Here is a 15,899-nt window from a genome sequence, read left to right as displayed (position 1 = left end):
GATACGGGCGGCTTTTTTTTTGCCTGGCGGAACGGCATTTTCGTACTAGGCTGGACGGTGGCTACCCCTAGATTCCAGGAGACGGAGATGAAATTAAAGTGCGCAATTCTCGATGATTACCAGCAGGTGGCGCTCAAGATGGCGGACTGGTCGGCGCTGGCCGATCGGGTGGAGGTGTCGGCCATCAGCGCGCACTTTACCGATGAAGCGGAGCTGGCGGTGCATCTGCAGGAGTGCGACATTCTGGTCATCATGCGCGAGCGCACGCCGATGACCGCCTCGCTGCTGGCGCGGCTGCCGAAGCTGAAGCTGCTGATCACCTCCGGCATGCGCAACGCCGCTATCGATCTGGCCGCCGCCGCCGAGCGCGGCGTGGTGGTGTGCGGCACCGCCAGCGGCTCGGCCGCGCCGATGGAACTGACCTGGGCGCTGCTGCTCGGGCTGGCGAAGCATATCGTGCCGGAAAGCGTCGGGCTGCAAAACAATGGCCCGTGGCAGCTGGGCTTAGGCGTCACGCTGCAGGGCAAGACGCTGGGGTTGCTGGGGCTGGGCAAGATCGGCGGCCAGATGGCCCGGGTGGCGCAGGCGTTCGGCATGCGCGTGCTGGCCTGGAGCCAGAACCTGACGGCGGAACGGGCGGCGCAGGAGGGCGCTGAGCTGGCGCCGTCCAAGCGGGCGCTGTTTGAGCAGAGCGACTTTGTCTCCATTCACCTGGTGCTGAGCGATCGCAGCCGCGGGTTGGTGGGGCGTGATGAATTGGCGGCGATGAAGCCCACCGCGTACCTGATCAATACCTCGCGCGCGGGCATCGTCGATCGGGCGGCGTTGGTGGACGTCCTGCAACAGCGTAAGATCGCCGGCGCCGGGCTGGACGTGTTCGAGACGGAGCCGCTGCCGGCCGACGACGTGTTTCGCCAGCTGCCCAACGTGCTGGCGACGCCGCATGTGGGTTATGTGGCGGACGACAATTACCGCGCCTACTTCACCGAGGCGGTCGAGGACATTGCGGCGTTCCTTGCCGGCCAACCGATCCGCCGGCTGGGCTGACGGCATTTTTAATGCCCGCTGAGGCTTGTCTGGCGCGGGCATTCACCCGTATCATTGCGGGTCTTTTTTTAGCTGGGATTGGTCATGCGCGTATTATTGGCTCCGATGGAGGGCGTTCTCGATTCTTTGGTGCGTGAGTTACTCACCGAAGTGAACGACTACGATCTGTGCATCACCGAATTTTTGCGCGTGGTCGATCAGCTGCTGCCGGCCAAGTCGTTCTACCGGCTGTGCCCGGAGCTGCGTCACGTCAGCCGCACGCCGTCGGGCACGCTGGTGCGGGTACAGCTGCTGGGGCAGTATCCGCAGTGGCTGGCGGAAAACGCCGCGCGTGCGGTGGAATTGGGCTCTTACGGCGTCGATCTCAACTGCGGCTGCCCGTCCAAGCTGGTGAACGGCAGCGGCGGCGGGGCGACGCTGCTCAAAGATCCGGAATTGATCTACCAGGGCGCCAAAGCGATGCGCGCGGCGGTGCCGGCCCATCTGCCGGTCACGGTGAAGGTGCGCCTGGGCTGGGACTCCTCCAATCGCAGCTTTGAAATCGCCGATGCGGTGCAGCAGGCGGGCGCCAGTGAGCTGACGGTGCACGGCCGCACCAAAGAGGACGGCTACAAGGCGGATCGCATCAACTGGGCGGCGATCGGCGAGATCCGTCAGCGGCTGAGCATCCCGGTTGTCGCCAACGGCGAGATCTGGGATCACCAGAGCGCGCAGGATTGCCTGCAGGCGACCGGCTGCGACGCCATCATGCTGGGGCGCGGCGCGCTCAACGTGCCGAACCTGAGCCGGGTGGTGAAGTACAACGAACCGCGCATGCCCTGGCCGCAGGTGGTTGAGCTGCTGCAAAAATACGTCCATCTGGAAAAGCAGGGCGACACCGGCCTGTATCACGTGGCGCGCATCAAACAGTGGTTAGGCTATTTGCGCAAAGAATATGACGAAGCCACCGAACTGTTCAGCGAAATACGCGCGCTGACGACGTCCGGGGATATTGCGCGCGTCATCTGCCGCAGCTGAAAATAAACCCGCGCGCGGCGGGTTTATTTAAATCGGCATTATCAGGCGGCTTTATCAAGACGGTTTAATTCTATCTCGATATCCTGAATGGTTTTTTCCAGTCCTTCCAGACAGGCGCCCTGCTTATTCAACAGGTCGTTAATGGCTTCGGCGAATGCCTTATTTTTGCATTCCCCCTGATCGAAGGCCAGCCAGTGTGCGGAGAGCGTCTCGATATTCGACTGCGCGTAGTGGCGCATTTCCTTCAGCTGGGAAGCGACGTTGCGTAAATTATCCAGCTGCGCCTGTGCATTTGCATTGTTGCTCATGAATTTCTCCTTGAGTTGGCCGTTAAATAATTTCGACTGCGGGATCAAGCTTACCCTATTTAAATAAAAATATCACCCTGAGTGGTCTGGGTGGTTATTTTTGAGTGGGTGTGGCTATATTTATTGTTCGGCTGAACAAGGACTTGGGTGGAATTGTAAAAATAGATAAATACGGTGTTTTTGGCGATTATTTTCGGCCATCCCATACGGGATGACCGTTATTCTAACGCTTAAGAGTGATGCTTATTATGCCGCGTCCGCCAGCATAAACATGCCGTAGGGGTGAATTTCCAGATAATACTGCTCGCCGACGTTCGGTTGCAGGCGGGTGGCGTTAACCTGCAGCAAAATTTGCTGCCCGTGCCACGCCACCGTTACCTCATACTGCGGCCCCATGTAGGCGACATGTTCGATCACGCAGCGCTGGCTTTCATCGCCATGCTCGCTCAGCGTGATCGCCTCCGGGCGCACGCCCACCGTGCCGGCGCCCTGGGCGGCAAAGTGCGCGGGGCGCGGCAGACGATAGCCGCTGATATCGACATGGTCGGCGCTGAAGCTGGCCGGGAACAGGTTGGCGTCCCCCATAAAGCTCGCCATAAAGCGCGAGGCGGGCTGCCGATAGAGATCCTGCGGCGAGCCCATCTGCATGATATGCCCTTTATTCATCACCAGTACGGTGTCGGAGACCGCAAAAGCCTCGCTCTGATCGTGGGTGACGTACAGCGACGTGATATCAAACTGCTTTTGCAGCTCGCGGATCTTTTCACGCATGCTGCGGCGCAGGTTGGCGTCGAGGTTGCTCAACGGCTCGTCGAACAGCAGCACTTTCGGCTTGAGGATCAGCGCGCGCGCCAGGGCCACGCGCTGCTGTTGGCCGCCGGAGATCTGATCGACATAGCGATCGTCAAACCCCGCCAAGTCCACCATCGCCAGCGCTTCCTGCACGCGCGCTTTCACTTCGGCGCGCGGGATGCCGAGCATCTTCAGGCCATAGCCGACGTTTTCCCCCAGCGACATATGCGGGAACAGGGCATAAGACTGGAACACCATGCAGATATCACGCTGCTGGATGGAACGATGGGTAACGTCTTCACCATCAATGAATATCTGCCCGTCGCTCGGCTTTTCCAGCCCGGCGACCAGGCGCAAAATGGTGGTTTTGCCGCAGCCGGAAGGGCCGAGCAGCGTCACCATTTGCCCCCGCGGGATGGTGAGCGTGATGTTATCGATTACCGTGTTGTTGCCGAACCGTTTGGAGACGTTGCGCAGTTCAACGAAATTTTTCTGGCTCATCATGGGCTCCATTACGCCTGGTTTTTGGCTTTTGAACGGGAGATGCGTGCCTCGCCGATCAGCCAGTCAAAGAGGAAAATAATCGCCAGCATCACCACGATCAGAATTGAACCGTAGGCGATCGCCACGCCGTATTCGCCGTCTTCCACGCGGTTGAGGATGTAGGCGGTGGCCACGCGGGTATCGGGCGTCACCAGGAAGACGATGGCGCTGACGGTGGTGATGGCGCGCACGAAGCTGTAGATCAGCGCCGACAGGATCGCCGGGCGCAGCAGCGGCAGCAGGATGTGCGTGATGGTGCGCAGCGAGCCGGCGCGCAGGCTGAGCGAGGCTTCGTCCAGCGATTTGTCTATCTGGCCCAGCCCGGCGATCCCGGCGCGAATGCCCACCGGCACGTTGCGCATCACCATCGAGATAATCACGATGGCGGCCGTGCCGGTGAGGTACACCGGCGCGCCGTTAAAGGCGAGAATGTAAGAGACGCCCGCCACGGTGCCCGGCACCGCAAAGCACAGCATGGTGGTGAACTCGATGGTCTTTTTGCCCTTGAACTGCTGGCGCACCACGATCCAGGCGATCAGCAGGCCGAACGCGGCGGTGATCGGCGCGGCGATCCCGGCGTACAGCAGCGTATCGAGCAGCGAAGGCCACGCGCCGTCGCTCATGCCCTGGCCGAACAGCTTGATGAAGTTATCCAGCGTCAGCGTGTAATCCACCCCCCAGTTGACGGTGAAGCTGCCGTAGAAAATGCTGCCGTAAAGCAGGGCGTTAAAGGCTACCCACACCGCCAGCAGCGCGATCACGCTCCATACCAGCGTGACCGGCAGCGGCTGTACGTCGCCGCGATAGGATTTGCCGGACACTGTGACGTAGGAACGCTTGCCGATCCACATATACTGGATGCAGAACACCAACAGCGAGAACAGCAGCAGGAAGGCGCCGAGGGTGCTGGCGGCCTGATAATCGAGCTGTGAACCGGTAATGTAGAAATAGATTTGCGTCGCCAGCACGTCGAAGTTGCCGCCGAGCACCAGCGGGTTGCTGAAGTCGGCCAGTGATTGCACCACCACGATCAGAAACGCGTTGGCCAGCGCCGGTTTCAGCAGCGGCACGAACACGCCGTTAAAGGTTTGCCAACGGCTGGCGCGCAGGGTGTAGGAGGCCTCTTCCAGCGAAGGATGAATGGTCTTGATCGCGCCGTCGAGGATCATGAACGCCATCGGGGTGAACGCCAGCACCTGCGCCAGCCAGATGCCGGTAAAGCCGTACAGCCAGTTGGTGTTGGTCAGGCCGAACCAGGCCACCATCCACTCGGTCACGTAGCCGGAGCGCCCCATCATCAGCGTGACGCCCAGGCCGACGACGAACGGCGGCGTGACGATGGGCAGGATGGAGAAGATGCGGCCGATAATGGCGCTGCGCCTGGCGATGCGGGTGGTGTAAATCGCTAGCACCAGGCCGAAGAAGGTGCAGCCGGCGCCTACCGCGATCGACAGGGCGATGGAGTTGAGGATCACCTGGACGATGTGCGCCTGCGACAGCACATTCATAAACGCCAGCGGCGCGAAAGCGCCCGTCTGGTCGGTGAACATCGGAATGAAAATCGCGATGCTCGGCCAGACGATGAAGACGCCGATCAGCGCCACGATGGTGACCAGCGCGCCGATAACGAAACGGTCGCCGCCCAGCCAGTCGAGGCGGGTCAGCGCCAACGTCATGATGGCGCCCAGCGCGGTCAACTGCACCAGGGTGGCGTAGCCTAAACCGCGCCCCGCCAGCGTGGCGCTGACGACGATAAAGGCCATGCACAGCAGCGCCCAGCCGGCGTCGAACGCGTGGCGCCGCCGCCGTTCACCGCCCGCCGCAGCGTAAGGGCGCAGCAGCAGCAGGCTCGGCAGCAGGCACCAAAGCCAGCTGATATTGCGATTTGACCAGCCGTAGGCCGCGAGGATCTCTTCGCCGGTGGACTCCAGCAGGCCGTAATCCAGGCTCCAGCTCGGCAGCAGGGCGAACGCCAGCCAGCCGAGCAAAACCCAAAGGAATATCGCATCTCGTTTTTTCACGAGATGGAGTGCATGTGTATGTGACATAAGTTTCCCGGATGTTCAGGCCGGGCAAACCGTGAGGCTTACCCGGCAACAGGCGCAGAATGTGGGCTTATTTACCCATCTTGACTTCGCTGACCCATTTGTTGATCAGCGCCTTGCGGACCTCGGTCGAGCCGTACTTGTCCATGTCGTAGTTGATCAGCTTCAGGTCGTCGAGCTTCAGCGAGTTCGGCGAGGTGTCGGCGGTGGTATTGGTCAGGATCTGATAGGATTTGCCTTGCTTCCACGCCAGCTCCTGCGCCTCTTTCGACAGCACCCAATCCACGAACAGCTTGGCGTTGTCGAGGTTGCGCGCGCCTTTGAGGATGCTGACGCCGCCGATTTCATAGCCGGTGCCTTCGCAAGGCGAGATCAGCTCCAGCGGCGCGCCCTGTTCCTTTTCGAGCGAGTAGTCATGCAGGAAACCGATGCCGATCGCCGTTTCACCGCGGGCGGCGTTGCGCGCCGGGGCAATGCCGGACTTGGTGTACTGCGAAACGTTGGCGTTCAGCTGCTTGAGGTAATCGAACGCCTGATCGTCTCCCCACAGCTGGGCAAAGGTCGCCAGCGCGGTGTAGGCGGTGCCGGAGCTTTGCGGATCGGCGATTTGAATCTCGCCCTTGTATTCCGGCTTGGTCAGGTCTTTCCAGCATTTTGGCACCGGCAGGTTTTTCTCTTTCAGGCGCTGGGTGTTGACGCCGAAACCGAGAATGCCGACGTAGACCGCCGAGGAGTAGTTGCCTTTCAGCTTGGCCGGATCGCGGAATTGCGTCATCACCTGTTCGAGGTTCGGCGATTTGTACGGCTGCAGCAGCCCCATTTCACCGGCCTGGGATTGCGGATCGAGCGTGCCGCCGTACCAGACGTCCGCCTGCGGGTTCTTCTTCTCGGCGTCCACTTTCGCCAGCGTGCTGCCGGAGCCGTTGCGGATGAACGAGGTTTTCACGTCATATTTCTCGCCGAAGGCTTTGGTTTCCGCTTCGCACATTTCATTGGTGGCGCTGCAGTAGACCACCAGGCGGCCCTTGGCGTGCGCGGCGCCGCTCAGCGTCGCCAGCGCGATGCCGGACGCTATCAGGGTAGTGACCCACGTTTTTTTCATTGTTTTATCCTTCTCTCGGTAGAGGTGGTAACGCTCGCCATCAGCAGCGGCATCAGCAATAAACCCATAAGAACGGCGGCGATGGACAGCAAACTGAACATGCCCGACCAGCCGTAGCCTTCGATGACCCGCGACAGCGGCCAGCCCGCCAGCGCCGCCCCCAGGTAGGCGAACAGGCCGAGAAAGCCGGTGATGGAGCCCGCGGCGCCTTTGTGCCCGCATTCCACGGCGGCGAGGCCAATCAACATCTGTGGGCCGAAGACAAAAAAGCCCACCGTAAAGAAACAGCCCGCCAGCAGCGCGTAGTGATGCACCGGCGCCAGCCACAGCGCGGCGACGGAAACCATCAGCCCGAGCGTGAACAGCAAAATCATCGGCGCGCGCTGCCCGCCGAACAGCACATCCGATCCCCAGCCGGCGAACAGCGCGCCGAGCAGGCCGCCTATCTCGAACAGCATCACCGTCGCGTTGGCGCTGAGCAGGTTGACGCCGTGGCTTTCCGTCAACCACAGATTGCCCCAGTCGTTCAACGCGATGCGGATCAGGTAGACCAGCACGTAAGAGACGCCCAGCAGCCAGATCATCGGGTTCTTCAGCATCGTGGTGCGCAACATCCGCCACAGCCCCATTGGCGGGCTTTGCTGTTCCTGGCGCAGCTCCAGCGGATCGTGGCGCCACCGGCCGACCGACGGCAGGCCTTCTTCCTGCGGCGTGCCTGTCAGCCGCCGCGTGAGCCAGAGGCCCAACACCATGCTGACGGCCCCCGGGATCAACATCGCCGCCTGCCAGCCCCAGCGCTGGGCGGCGAAGGCGCTGATCAGCGGCACGATCGCGCCGCCGAGGTTGATCGACATATTCCAGCAGCCCCACCAGAAGCCGCGCTCGTTGCGCGAATACCAGTGGGTCAGCAGCCGCGCGCAGGGCGGCCAGCCCCAGCCCTGAAAGAAGCCGTTCAGCGCCCAAACCGCCAACAGCAGCGTCAGCGATTCACCGAAGGCGAACGCCACGTTCAGCACGCCGGTGGCGAACAGGCCGATCCCCATAAACCTGCGCTGCCCGTGGCCGTCGTGCCACAATCCGGCGCTGAATTTCGACAGGCCGTAGCTCAGATAAAACAGCGAGCCGAGCAGGCCGATGTCCCCTTTATCCAGCCCCAAATCCATTTGCAGCGCCGGCAGCACGTAATTCACGCTTTTGCGCGTCAGGTAAAAGGCGGCGTAGCCGATGACCATGTACAGCAACAGTCGCGGGCGCAGCGCGCGGTAACGATGATCGATTTCAGATGCCGAGCGTGTCTGCATAGCCGCCTCCCTGGTGATGACTATAAGAAGGTGAAAGGGAAAGGGGATGAGAGAAAGTCCGGACTGGCTAAGACTTTTTCCTAGTTAGTCGGCGGTTTGTTGCAAATTTGTGGGCAGGTTAACAATTACCCGCGTGCCGCGCTGCGTGTCCAGCGTCAGTTCGCCGCCGAGCGCGCTGACCCGTTCGCGCATTCCCTGAATGCCGAGGCCGGGCGCCTTGTCCGCCCGGATGCCGATGCCGTTGTCCCGCACCTCGAGGTGCAAAAGTGCCCCCTGTTGATACAAAACGATGGCGACTTCGCTGGCTTCGGCGTGTTTGCACACGTTGTTGAGCAGCTCTTGCAGCAGCCGGTAGAGGGTGAAGCGCACCGTCTCGCCGGCGGGCGTGTCGATGAGCCGGTAGTCGAAACGGCAACGGATGCCCCGTTCGCTGAAGGCGAATTCATTCAGCAGGTGGTGAAGCGCGTCTTTGAACGCCAGCTCGTCCAGCGCGGGCGGGCGCAGCTGGCGCAGCAGCTGGCGCGTGGAGTGATGTATGCGCCGGGCGAGATCGGCTATCTGGTTCGCGGCGGCCTGGGTTTGCGCCGGATCGCGCGCCCGCTTGACCAGCTGCGACTGAATTTGAATCGCGGTGATGTTCTGGCCGATTTCATCGTGCAGCTCGCGCGCCAGGTTCTTTCGCGTGTCTTCTTCGGTGTGGATCAGTTTTTCGGTCAACGCCCGCCGCGCCGCCAGCTCTTCTTCCAGCCGTCGGCGATAGTGGTGCAGGTTTTGCGCCAGGTGCTGCTGACGGCTGATGGCGATGCCCAGACCGATGCCAAGCAGCGCCTGCGTCGCCAGAAAGATTTCCAGCTCGACCAGATTGCCGAACCCCACGCCGACCTGCCGCGCGAGGGTGATCATCATGCTGCCGAGCAGGCCGGACAGCACACCGCCCTGCCAGCCGAACTTCCACGCCATCACCACGTTCGGCAAAAACACCACGATCAGCAGCAGGCGTTCGATTTCCGGCGACAGCACCATCTGGGTGCCGATGCCGATAACGAAAAACAGGCTGCACCAGATGATTAAGGACGCGCGCAGCGGCGGGTTGCTGGTGTCCAGCCCCAGCAGATGGTAGCGGTGCTGCTGGCGCAGAAATTCAAAAATCAGGTAGACGAACGGGGTCAGCAAGACGCCGCCGGTAAATGACGCCAGGCCGAGCAGCATCGCCGGGCTGTGCGCGAAAGGCGCAAGCAGGGCGGTATTGAGCAGCGAGGCGGCGGTCACTGCGGCCAGCAGCAGCGTCAGCCGCTGCCAGTAGAGTGGAAAACGGCGCCAGAATCGCTGTGCGAGCGCGGCCGGGAGCAGGGTGATGAACGGCGCGGCCAGCAGGCTGTAGCCGCTCAGCAGGCGTTCGCCGTGCAGCCAGAACAGCAGCAGCTCCGGCGGTATTATCAGGGCGGGCCAATAGCGGCGCGCCAGCAGGATCAGCAGCGCGAGATAGACGCCGTGAGGCAGAAACAGCGCCGCCTGATTGCCGTTGTGGGTCAGGTAGAAACCGAGCGTCCACAGCATCAGCCAGCCGCTGCCCCAGGCCAACAGGATAAACAGCGAGATAACCCAGGGCCGGAAGCGGGGCGACATCAATGCCCCGCCAGCAGCTGATGGTCGAGGGCGAAATGCACCAGTTCAATGGTGCTGCTGCACTGCAGCTTGCCCAGGACGTTGGCGCGATGCACGTGCACCGTTTTGTGGCTGAGATCGAGCTTGAAAGCGATCTCCTTTACGCTGTCGCCTTTGACCAGCAGATCGAAGATCTCGCGCTCGCGCGGGGTCAACGCTTCCAGCGCCGTGGCCGGCTGCTCGCCGCCGCGCAGCGCCCGCAGCGCGTCGGCGCACAGGTAATGGCCGCCCATATCGACGGAGCGCACCGCCTGCACCAATTCTTCCGGCCCGCAGCGTTTGGTCAGATAGCCGCTGGCGCCGGCATCCAGCGCGCTCTGCACGAAGGTCGGGGAGTCATAGATACTGAGGATGATCGCGCGAAACTGCGGCTTCTGCGCCCGCAGGCGTTTCAACAGGCTCAGGCCGTTTTCATCCGGCATGGCGATGTCCATCACCGCGACGCTGACGTCGTCGCGCAGCAATGCCGGCCAGGCCGCCGCCGCGCTGCTGTATTGCCCCACCACGTCGAGATCGTCCTCGAGGCTGAGCAATTGCGCAAAGCCGGAGCGCACCACCACATGGTCATCCACCAGTATCACACGGATCATTTTTCGCACTCTGTTGCCGAATCATGGCCCTATGATGCCTGCCGCCGCGGTGCTGGCAATCAGCCAAGCGCGGTTATGCAATCGGTGTAACAGAATCGTAATAAAAGGGCGCCGCCGGTGTAATGCTGGTTACTTAAGCCTGACTGGTATTTTTTATCCAGTATCTTTACGTGATGTGCAGGATGAATTGCCGTAAATACCCTGAATTTTTCTGTTACCACAATGAACGGCAATTGGAGGGGCCGAAGGCGCGGCCCCTCCACCCGCGCCTTCGCTTAACACCGTCTGTCCGCTGCGCGGATACCCTCGCAGCGTCTGCATTGTCGGGCGGGTCGGCTGCGACAAACGTCCCTGTTAGTCTCGCCTCAACCGGCCTTCCCTGGCCGGTTGCCCCTGACAATGCTGTCTTGCTCGGCAGCCGGTGATGCGCGCCAAAGGTCAACCCCGTGCTAGCAGCTCCCGCCCTTTATGAGGTCATGGCAGAGAAGAGGAATCGGAGATGAGCGCGGTATTGGATGCCCTTGAAGACGCCGAACGCAGGCATAGCGTATTAGGCGAAACCTCCATGGACGGCGGTTTCAGGTGAGACAGGCAGGGACGCCTGTCGCAACCGGCCTCAATGCGGTATGGCGGAGAGAGGGACGTTGGCAAAGCCAACCGTCTGATAGGGCAAAGGCGCGGGTTGCCAGGGGCCGCGCCTTCGGCCCCTGGCTCGGTCGAGGCGTATGAGCCTCATGGCGCATCTCACCTTTATCGACCGAAAACTGCACAAATACGTTCAGAAAAACGCTAACTGATCAGCATTACGCCGCTGGCGGCGTTAACGATCCACATCGATGGCGAAATGCTGCCACAGTACGGCGCGCCGTTCCTCTTCCGAATGCAACGTCGTTTCGTGGCGCTGGTGATCTTCGGTCACGATCAGCTTCATGTCGCTGAGGGTCACCCGGCCGTGGTCCGTCGGCCGTGAACACACCAGGCGCTGGGTGAAGTGCGACTGCGGCGAGGTGCTGTGGAATCGGCACATCTCGTCGAACTCGTGCAACTCGCGCGGCTGAACGGTAAAGCGATACAGCGTTTTGGCATGCGAGCGTTGGTCGCCGTTGCGGCGCTCCAGCAGGTAATACTCGCCTTCCCGCTCCAGGTGGAAGGTGCCGCTGGCCTGCGGTTGCGGCTCGGCGACGACGATCTTCAGCGGCGTCAGGAAGGAATCGCCGAAACCGACATCCACCAGCCAGGCCTGCCCCGCCAGATCCACCCGCAGCGCCAGATGGTCGTAGGGCGGGCCGAAATGGCCGTCGCGCGTGCGGATCTCGCCGGAGATGAAGCTCACCTTGAAACCGATCTCCCGCAACAGCAGGGCGAACAGCGTGTTCAGCTCATAACAGAAACCGCCGCGGTTACGCTCGACCACCTTGCTGAACAGCGCCTCCGGCGCCAGCTGAATGCCCTGATGATAAATAATGCTCAGGTTCTCGAACGGTACGCTCAGCATGTGGCGATGGTGCAGCTGTTGCAACGTGGGGAGGTCAGGGCGGGCGGTGCCGGCAAAGCCGATATGCTGCAGGTAGCGTTGGGTATCCACAGGGTGTCTCGCATGAGAAAAAGTAGGCATAAAATAGCGGGCTTTGCGGCGTTTGTGAGCGCATTACGTGCTGCGTTGTTGGCATAACTCATAACCAAATCGACTCAGATGTCAGCATGGCTGCCGTTACACTGAATCGATATGGATAAGGAGAAAGTATGGATTTAACCTTGAAAGCGCAGCGATTTGCCAATGACGCTCACCATGCCTGCAATCAGCGGCGCAAGTTCACCGGAGAGCCGTATATCGTGCACCCCGCGGCGGTGGTGGATTTGCTGCAGCGGGCTGAGCCGACGCCAGAAATGGTCGCCGCTGCCTGGCTGCATGATACGGTAGAAGATACGGCGGTGACCCTGGCGGATATCCGGCGAGAATTCGGTCCGACGGTCGAGCGTTATGTGGAAATGTTGACCGACGTGCAGCCTCGCAGCTACGGCGGTGAGCGTCTGCACCGTAAAAATGCCAATCTGCAGCACAGCGCGCAGGCCTGTGCGGAAGCGCAGACCATCAAACTGTGCGACTTGATTGACAACAGCAAAAACATTACCGATTACGATGTCTCCTTTGCCCGTCACTATCTGGTGGAAATGGCGCGCTTATTGGCTGTTTTATCGGCGGGCGAGGCCGGCCTGTTGGCCTTGGCCCGCCGACAGTGTGCGGAAGCGATCGAGCGCATCAACGATCGTCATGGAGACGACGGCTGGTTCGACGCGTTGTGGCGGAAGTATGAGGCCCATCTTAAGCTGGATGAGCTGAAAACTGGGTCAGCAGCAAAATAACAGGAATGGTGACCGCCGCCAGCAACGTTTGGATCGTGATGATACCGGCCGACAAGCGATGATCGCCGCCCAGCAGTTTCGCCATGATGTAGGCGGAAGGTGTACAGGGTAAGGCGTTAAACAGGACGATAGTCGCCAGCACCGGGCCGGAGATGCCCAGGGTGATGCCGATTCCCAGCGTCAACAGCGGTACCAGCAGTAACTTGACGAAGGTCGATTGCAGTACGGGGCCCTGTGCCGTACGCGCCGCTTTGATATCCAGCCCCGCGCCGACCGCCAGCAACCCCAACGGCAGAGAGGCGCCGCCGAGAATGGTGAGAATGTTCTCCAGCGCCGTGCCGAGCGACCAGCCGCTGGCATTGAAGGCCAGACCGGCCAAGACCGAAAGGATCACTGGGTTTTTCCCCAGCGCTTTGGCGATCTGTCTGCCGCCGGGGCGGGAGCCCTGGCCGTAATGCATCAGTATGACAATCGAGGCCACGTTCAACAGCGGGATGGCGACGGCGATGCTGATTGAGGTCACCGTCAGGCCGGTGTGGCCGAAAGTCGCCGCCGCTGCGGCAACCCCGATGTAGGTATTGGGGCGCAGAGCGCCCTGTATGACGGAAGAGAAAACCGGCCCGGGCTGTTTTAGCCAGATTCGCCAGAGGTACAACGACAAGGCGCCGATCAACACGGCGCCCAGGACCGACAGGGCGATCGGCCGTACCGGAAACTGGCTCAGGTCGGCTTTGCCGACCTGAATAAACATCAGCGCCGGGAAGAGATAAAAGTAGTTCAGCTTCTCGCAGGGCAGCCAGAAAGCCCGATCGATCAGGTTTTTGTGCCGCAGAGTGAATCCCATGGCGATTAAAAATATCACCGGGATCAGAGAAAAGAGAGTCGTCGTCATGGGGAGCCTATAAATAGCCTTTAGTGAGAACGGCCACGCCATAGAAGGCAATAAAGCCGGTTACCATTTTTTCATAAACGGGAGCGCTGGTTCTCTTGAACAGCAGATTGCCGACGACCAGATACACCAGCAGAGCCAGCGGTGCCGCGGCGAAACCGTCGAGGTTCAGGGCTTGCCATTTAATGCAGGCCAGCGTGGCCAATTGGATTAAACCGAACATCAGGTAATAACGGGAGACGGTGGTTCTTATCTCCAGTTTCTCGCGATGGCTGGCGGTAGCGTAGAGTGCCAGCAAGGCGCCACCCATGTTGGTGACGCCATGTATCAGGCCCATGACTGCGATATAAGCGCGCTGATGTTTGCCGAGATAACGCTTCACGGTTTCCTGCAGTGACAGACGAAAGCGCATCAAGGCGGAAAACAGCAGGATGGCGCCCACCAGCAGATCGACATTCATCTTCACCGTCGAATGCAAGACCAGGCTCAGCGCCAGAATGACGAAAATGGCGCAAATCAGCATATTGACCTTTTCGCGAGCGGGAAAAGCAATTCGTCGGGCGCCAAGCGTCTGCGTCAGAGAGATCAGCACCGACGACGGCAGCAGCAGCCCAAGTACGGAGGAGAAATCAACGCCCAGCATTAATAGCGTCGGTGTACCGAATACCAAGATGCCCATGCCGAAAACCGATTGGATCACGGCAAATAGCGCAATCACCAGATAGAACAACGCATGATTATCCATCAGGCCACCTCTTCTTTCCGGTAGGGTTCCCGCGCCGCGTCAGATTGCAGGTAGGCATCGGCGCTGAGCGTGCGCAAGATATTCCCGCTGATATGCTGATTGTCTTGCTGGGCGCTGACCAGCAGCAAAACATCGTGCCGATTTATCAATCCATTGTCTGACAGGACATTCAGAGCCAAACGCTCGGTTTCCGGCTGTGTCAGATCGATCCGAGGCAATGTCAGGCCGGTGATGCCTGGCAGCATATTCCAGCTGCGCACCGTCGCCGCATCGTTGCCGAATGCGACGATCGGGATGCCGATGTTGGCCATGGCGGCGATGCGCACGCTGTAACCTGTGCGAGAAAACACCACCACCCGGGAGATCGGCAAGGCGCGGATAAGGGCGCCGACAGCCTGTCGAATATCGTCAACCTGCGCAGGGGGGGATGAGTGGGGCGCATGCGCTAAATGCTGTTCCGCCTGATGGGCTACGCTGGCGATACGGGCAACGGCCTCCAGAGGATAGCGGCCTACGGCGGTTTCACCGGAGAGCATCACCGCCGCGGCGCCATCCAGCACCGCGTTGGTGATGTCGCTGACCTCCGCTTTGGTTGGCAGTGGGTTCTCTATCATGCTGTGCAGCAATTCCGTCGCTACGATGGTGGGTTTGCCCGCATGGGAGGCGGCTCGGAGGATCTGTTTTTGGTAGAGAGAAACGCGGTCGATCGAGGTTTCCACCGCCAGATCGCCGCGATCGATCATGATAACGTCGGCGGCGGCGATGACTTCCTCCAGATGCTCTATGCCGCCGCTGTTTTCCACTTTCGCCACGATGCGGGGCGTATCGCCTCCGATCAGCGTTCTGATCGCGTTGATGTGTGCCGCGCTTTCGACGAAGCTTATGCCGATGTAGTCCACTTGATGCGCTTTGGCGAAGGCGATCATGTCGCGATCTTTCTCCGTTATCAGCGCCTGCCCGAGATCGATGCCAGGCACATTGATGCCTTTGCGGCTTTTCAGTTGGCCGTCCATGTCGGCCTGCAGGTAGATGTCCCGATCGACGATGTCAACGACCTGGAACGAGAGGGTGCCATCATCGGCGAAAACCTTATCACCCACCGTCAGCCGTTCATGCAACCGGCCGTACCCCACCGGGACTTTTTCCTCCCCGTTATGTGAGGTATCGGTCGTGAGGATCAGCGTTTGCCCTTTAGTGAATGAGGGTTCGTGTTTCAGTTGCAATGTGCGGATTTTTCTACCGGGAATGTCCAACAGCACCGGCGTATCCGGCAACGTTTTACGCAGCAGGGCGATGGTTTCCGCATGCCAGTCGAGCGTGTTGTGCGAACCGTTCAATCGGGCGACGGACATGCCGGCTTTTTCCAGCGCTGCCAACGTGTTGATATGGCGAGAGGCGGGGCCGATGGTAGCGATAATGCGAGTCTTTGCCATGATAAATGCTCCGAAAAGTTAAGATGCATTTATCTATGACAGTTTTGTGACAGCGGGG

Annotated in this window: 14 protein-coding genes; 3 read left to right on the top strand and 11 right to left on the bottom strand. The window is 60.5% G+C overall.

Features of this window, described 5'->3' with window-relative positions; translation table 11 throughout:
- Positions 1–87: 87 nt before the first annotated feature.
- Both ACMGF9_RS17140 and dusC read left to right on the top strand, forming a co-directional pair.
- Positions 88–1,047, top strand: coding sequence for a D-2-hydroxyacid dehydrogenase family protein (locus ACMGF9_RS17140; protein WP_015377025.1), 960 nt, complete (start codon positions 88–90; stop codon positions 1,045–1,047).
- 84 nt (positions 1,048–1,131) lie between these two features.
- On the top strand, positions 1,132–2,064 hold the full coding sequence (gene dusC, locus ACMGF9_RS17135; RefSeq protein ID WP_414160334.1) for a tRNA dihydrouridine(16) synthase DusC: 933 nt from the start codon (positions 1,132–1,134) through the stop codon (positions 2,062–2,064).
- A gap of 41 nt (positions 2,065–2,105) precedes the next feature.
- On the opposite strand, the gene ACMGF9_RS17130 is transcribed toward dusC, so the two are convergent.
- The 8 genes from ACMGF9_RS17130 to ACMGF9_RS17095 form a co-directional block, all read right to left on the bottom strand.
- Entirely contained in the window at positions 2,106–2,372 is a 267-nt protein-coding gene (locus tag ACMGF9_RS17130) for a hypothetical protein (protein ID WP_033642249.1), read from the bottom strand.
- Positions 2,373–2,618: 246 nt separating this feature from the next.
- Positions 2,619–3,665 (bottom strand): ferric ABC transporter ATP-binding protein, encoded by a 1,047-nt coding sequence (gene fbpC / locus ACMGF9_RS17125; protein ID WP_015377028.1) that lies wholly within the window; start codon positions 3,663–3,665, stop codon positions 2,619–2,621.
- 11 nt (positions 3,666–3,676) lie between these two features.
- A complete protein-coding gene (locus ACMGF9_RS17120; protein ID WP_033633862.1) occupies positions 3,677–5,755 on the bottom strand; it encodes an ABC transporter permease in 2,079 nt (692 codons plus the stop codon).
- A 67-nt stretch (positions 5,756–5,822) separates the two neighbouring features.
- Positions 5,823–6,854: an ABC transporter substrate-binding protein gene (locus ACMGF9_RS17115; RefSeq protein WP_015377030.1), complete on the bottom strand. Its 1,032-nt coding sequence runs from the start codon at positions 6,852–6,854 to the stop codon at positions 5,823–5,825.
- Positions 6,851–8,173 carry an MFS transporter family glucose-6-phosphate receptor UhpC gene (gene uhpC / locus ACMGF9_RS17110; protein WP_254925156.1) on the bottom strand — a complete coding sequence of 441 codons (1,323 nt, stop codon included), beginning with the start codon at positions 8,171–8,173 and terminating at the stop codon, positions 6,851–6,853. The genes ACMGF9_RS17115 and uhpC overlap by 4 nt, the downstream gene beginning before the upstream one ends.
- A 66-nt stretch (positions 8,174–8,239) precedes the next feature.
- Positions 8,240–9,781 carry an MASE1 domain-containing protein gene (locus ACMGF9_RS17105; protein ID WP_414160333.1) on the bottom strand — a complete coding sequence of 514 codons (1,542 nt, stop codon included), beginning with the start codon at positions 9,779–9,781 and terminating at the stop codon, positions 8,240–8,242.
- On the bottom strand, positions 9,781–10,410 hold the full coding sequence (locus ACMGF9_RS17100; RefSeq protein WP_015377033.1) for a response regulator transcription factor: 630 nt from the start codon (positions 10,408–10,410) through the stop codon (positions 9,781–9,783). The genes ACMGF9_RS17105 and ACMGF9_RS17100 overlap by 1 nt, the downstream gene beginning before the upstream one ends.
- A gap of 820 nt (positions 10,411–11,230) precedes the next feature.
- Positions 11,231–11,995, bottom strand: coding sequence for an arylamine N-acetyltransferase family protein (locus ACMGF9_RS17095; RefSeq protein WP_015377034.1), 765 nt, complete (start codon positions 11,993–11,995; stop codon positions 11,231–11,233).
- Between the two features lie 158 nt (positions 11,996–12,153).
- Between ACMGF9_RS17095 and ACMGF9_RS17090 the strand changes: the two genes are divergently transcribed.
- Positions 12,154–12,774: an HD domain-containing protein gene (locus tag ACMGF9_RS17090; RefSeq protein WP_021503991.1), complete on the top strand. Its 621-nt coding sequence runs from the start codon at positions 12,154–12,156 to the stop codon at positions 12,772–12,774.
- On the opposite strand, the gene ACMGF9_RS17085 is transcribed toward ACMGF9_RS17090, so the two are convergent.
- Genes ACMGF9_RS17085 through pyk form a run of 3 tightly spaced genes read right to left on the bottom strand, consistent with a single transcriptional unit; the run spans position 12,734 to position 15,841 of the window.
- Positions 12,734–13,666, bottom strand: a complete 933-nt coding sequence (locus ACMGF9_RS17085; RefSeq protein ID WP_015377036.1) for an AEC family transporter — start codon at positions 13,664–13,666, stop codon at positions 12,734–12,736. The genes ACMGF9_RS17090 and ACMGF9_RS17085 overlap by 41 nt on opposite strands.
- 7 nt (positions 13,667–13,673) lie before the next feature.
- On the bottom strand, positions 13,674–14,408 hold the full coding sequence (locus ACMGF9_RS17080; RefSeq protein ID WP_015377037.1) for a TSUP family transporter: 735 nt from the start codon (positions 14,406–14,408) through the stop codon (positions 13,674–13,676).
- Entirely contained in the window at positions 14,408–15,841 is a 1,434-nt protein-coding gene (gene pyk / locus ACMGF9_RS17075; protein ID WP_075684760.1) for a pyruvate kinase, read from the bottom strand. The genes ACMGF9_RS17080 and pyk overlap by 1 nt, the downstream gene beginning before the upstream one ends.
- Positions 15,842–15,899: the final 58 nt, after the last annotated feature.

Source organism: Serratia sp. BNK-23, from assembly GCF_047456145.1.
GTDB classification, from domain to species: Bacteria; Pseudomonadota; Gammaproteobacteria; order Enterobacterales; family Enterobacteriaceae; genus Serratia; species Serratia nematodiphila.
This window is presented reverse-complemented; position numbering and strand designations above follow the sequence as displayed.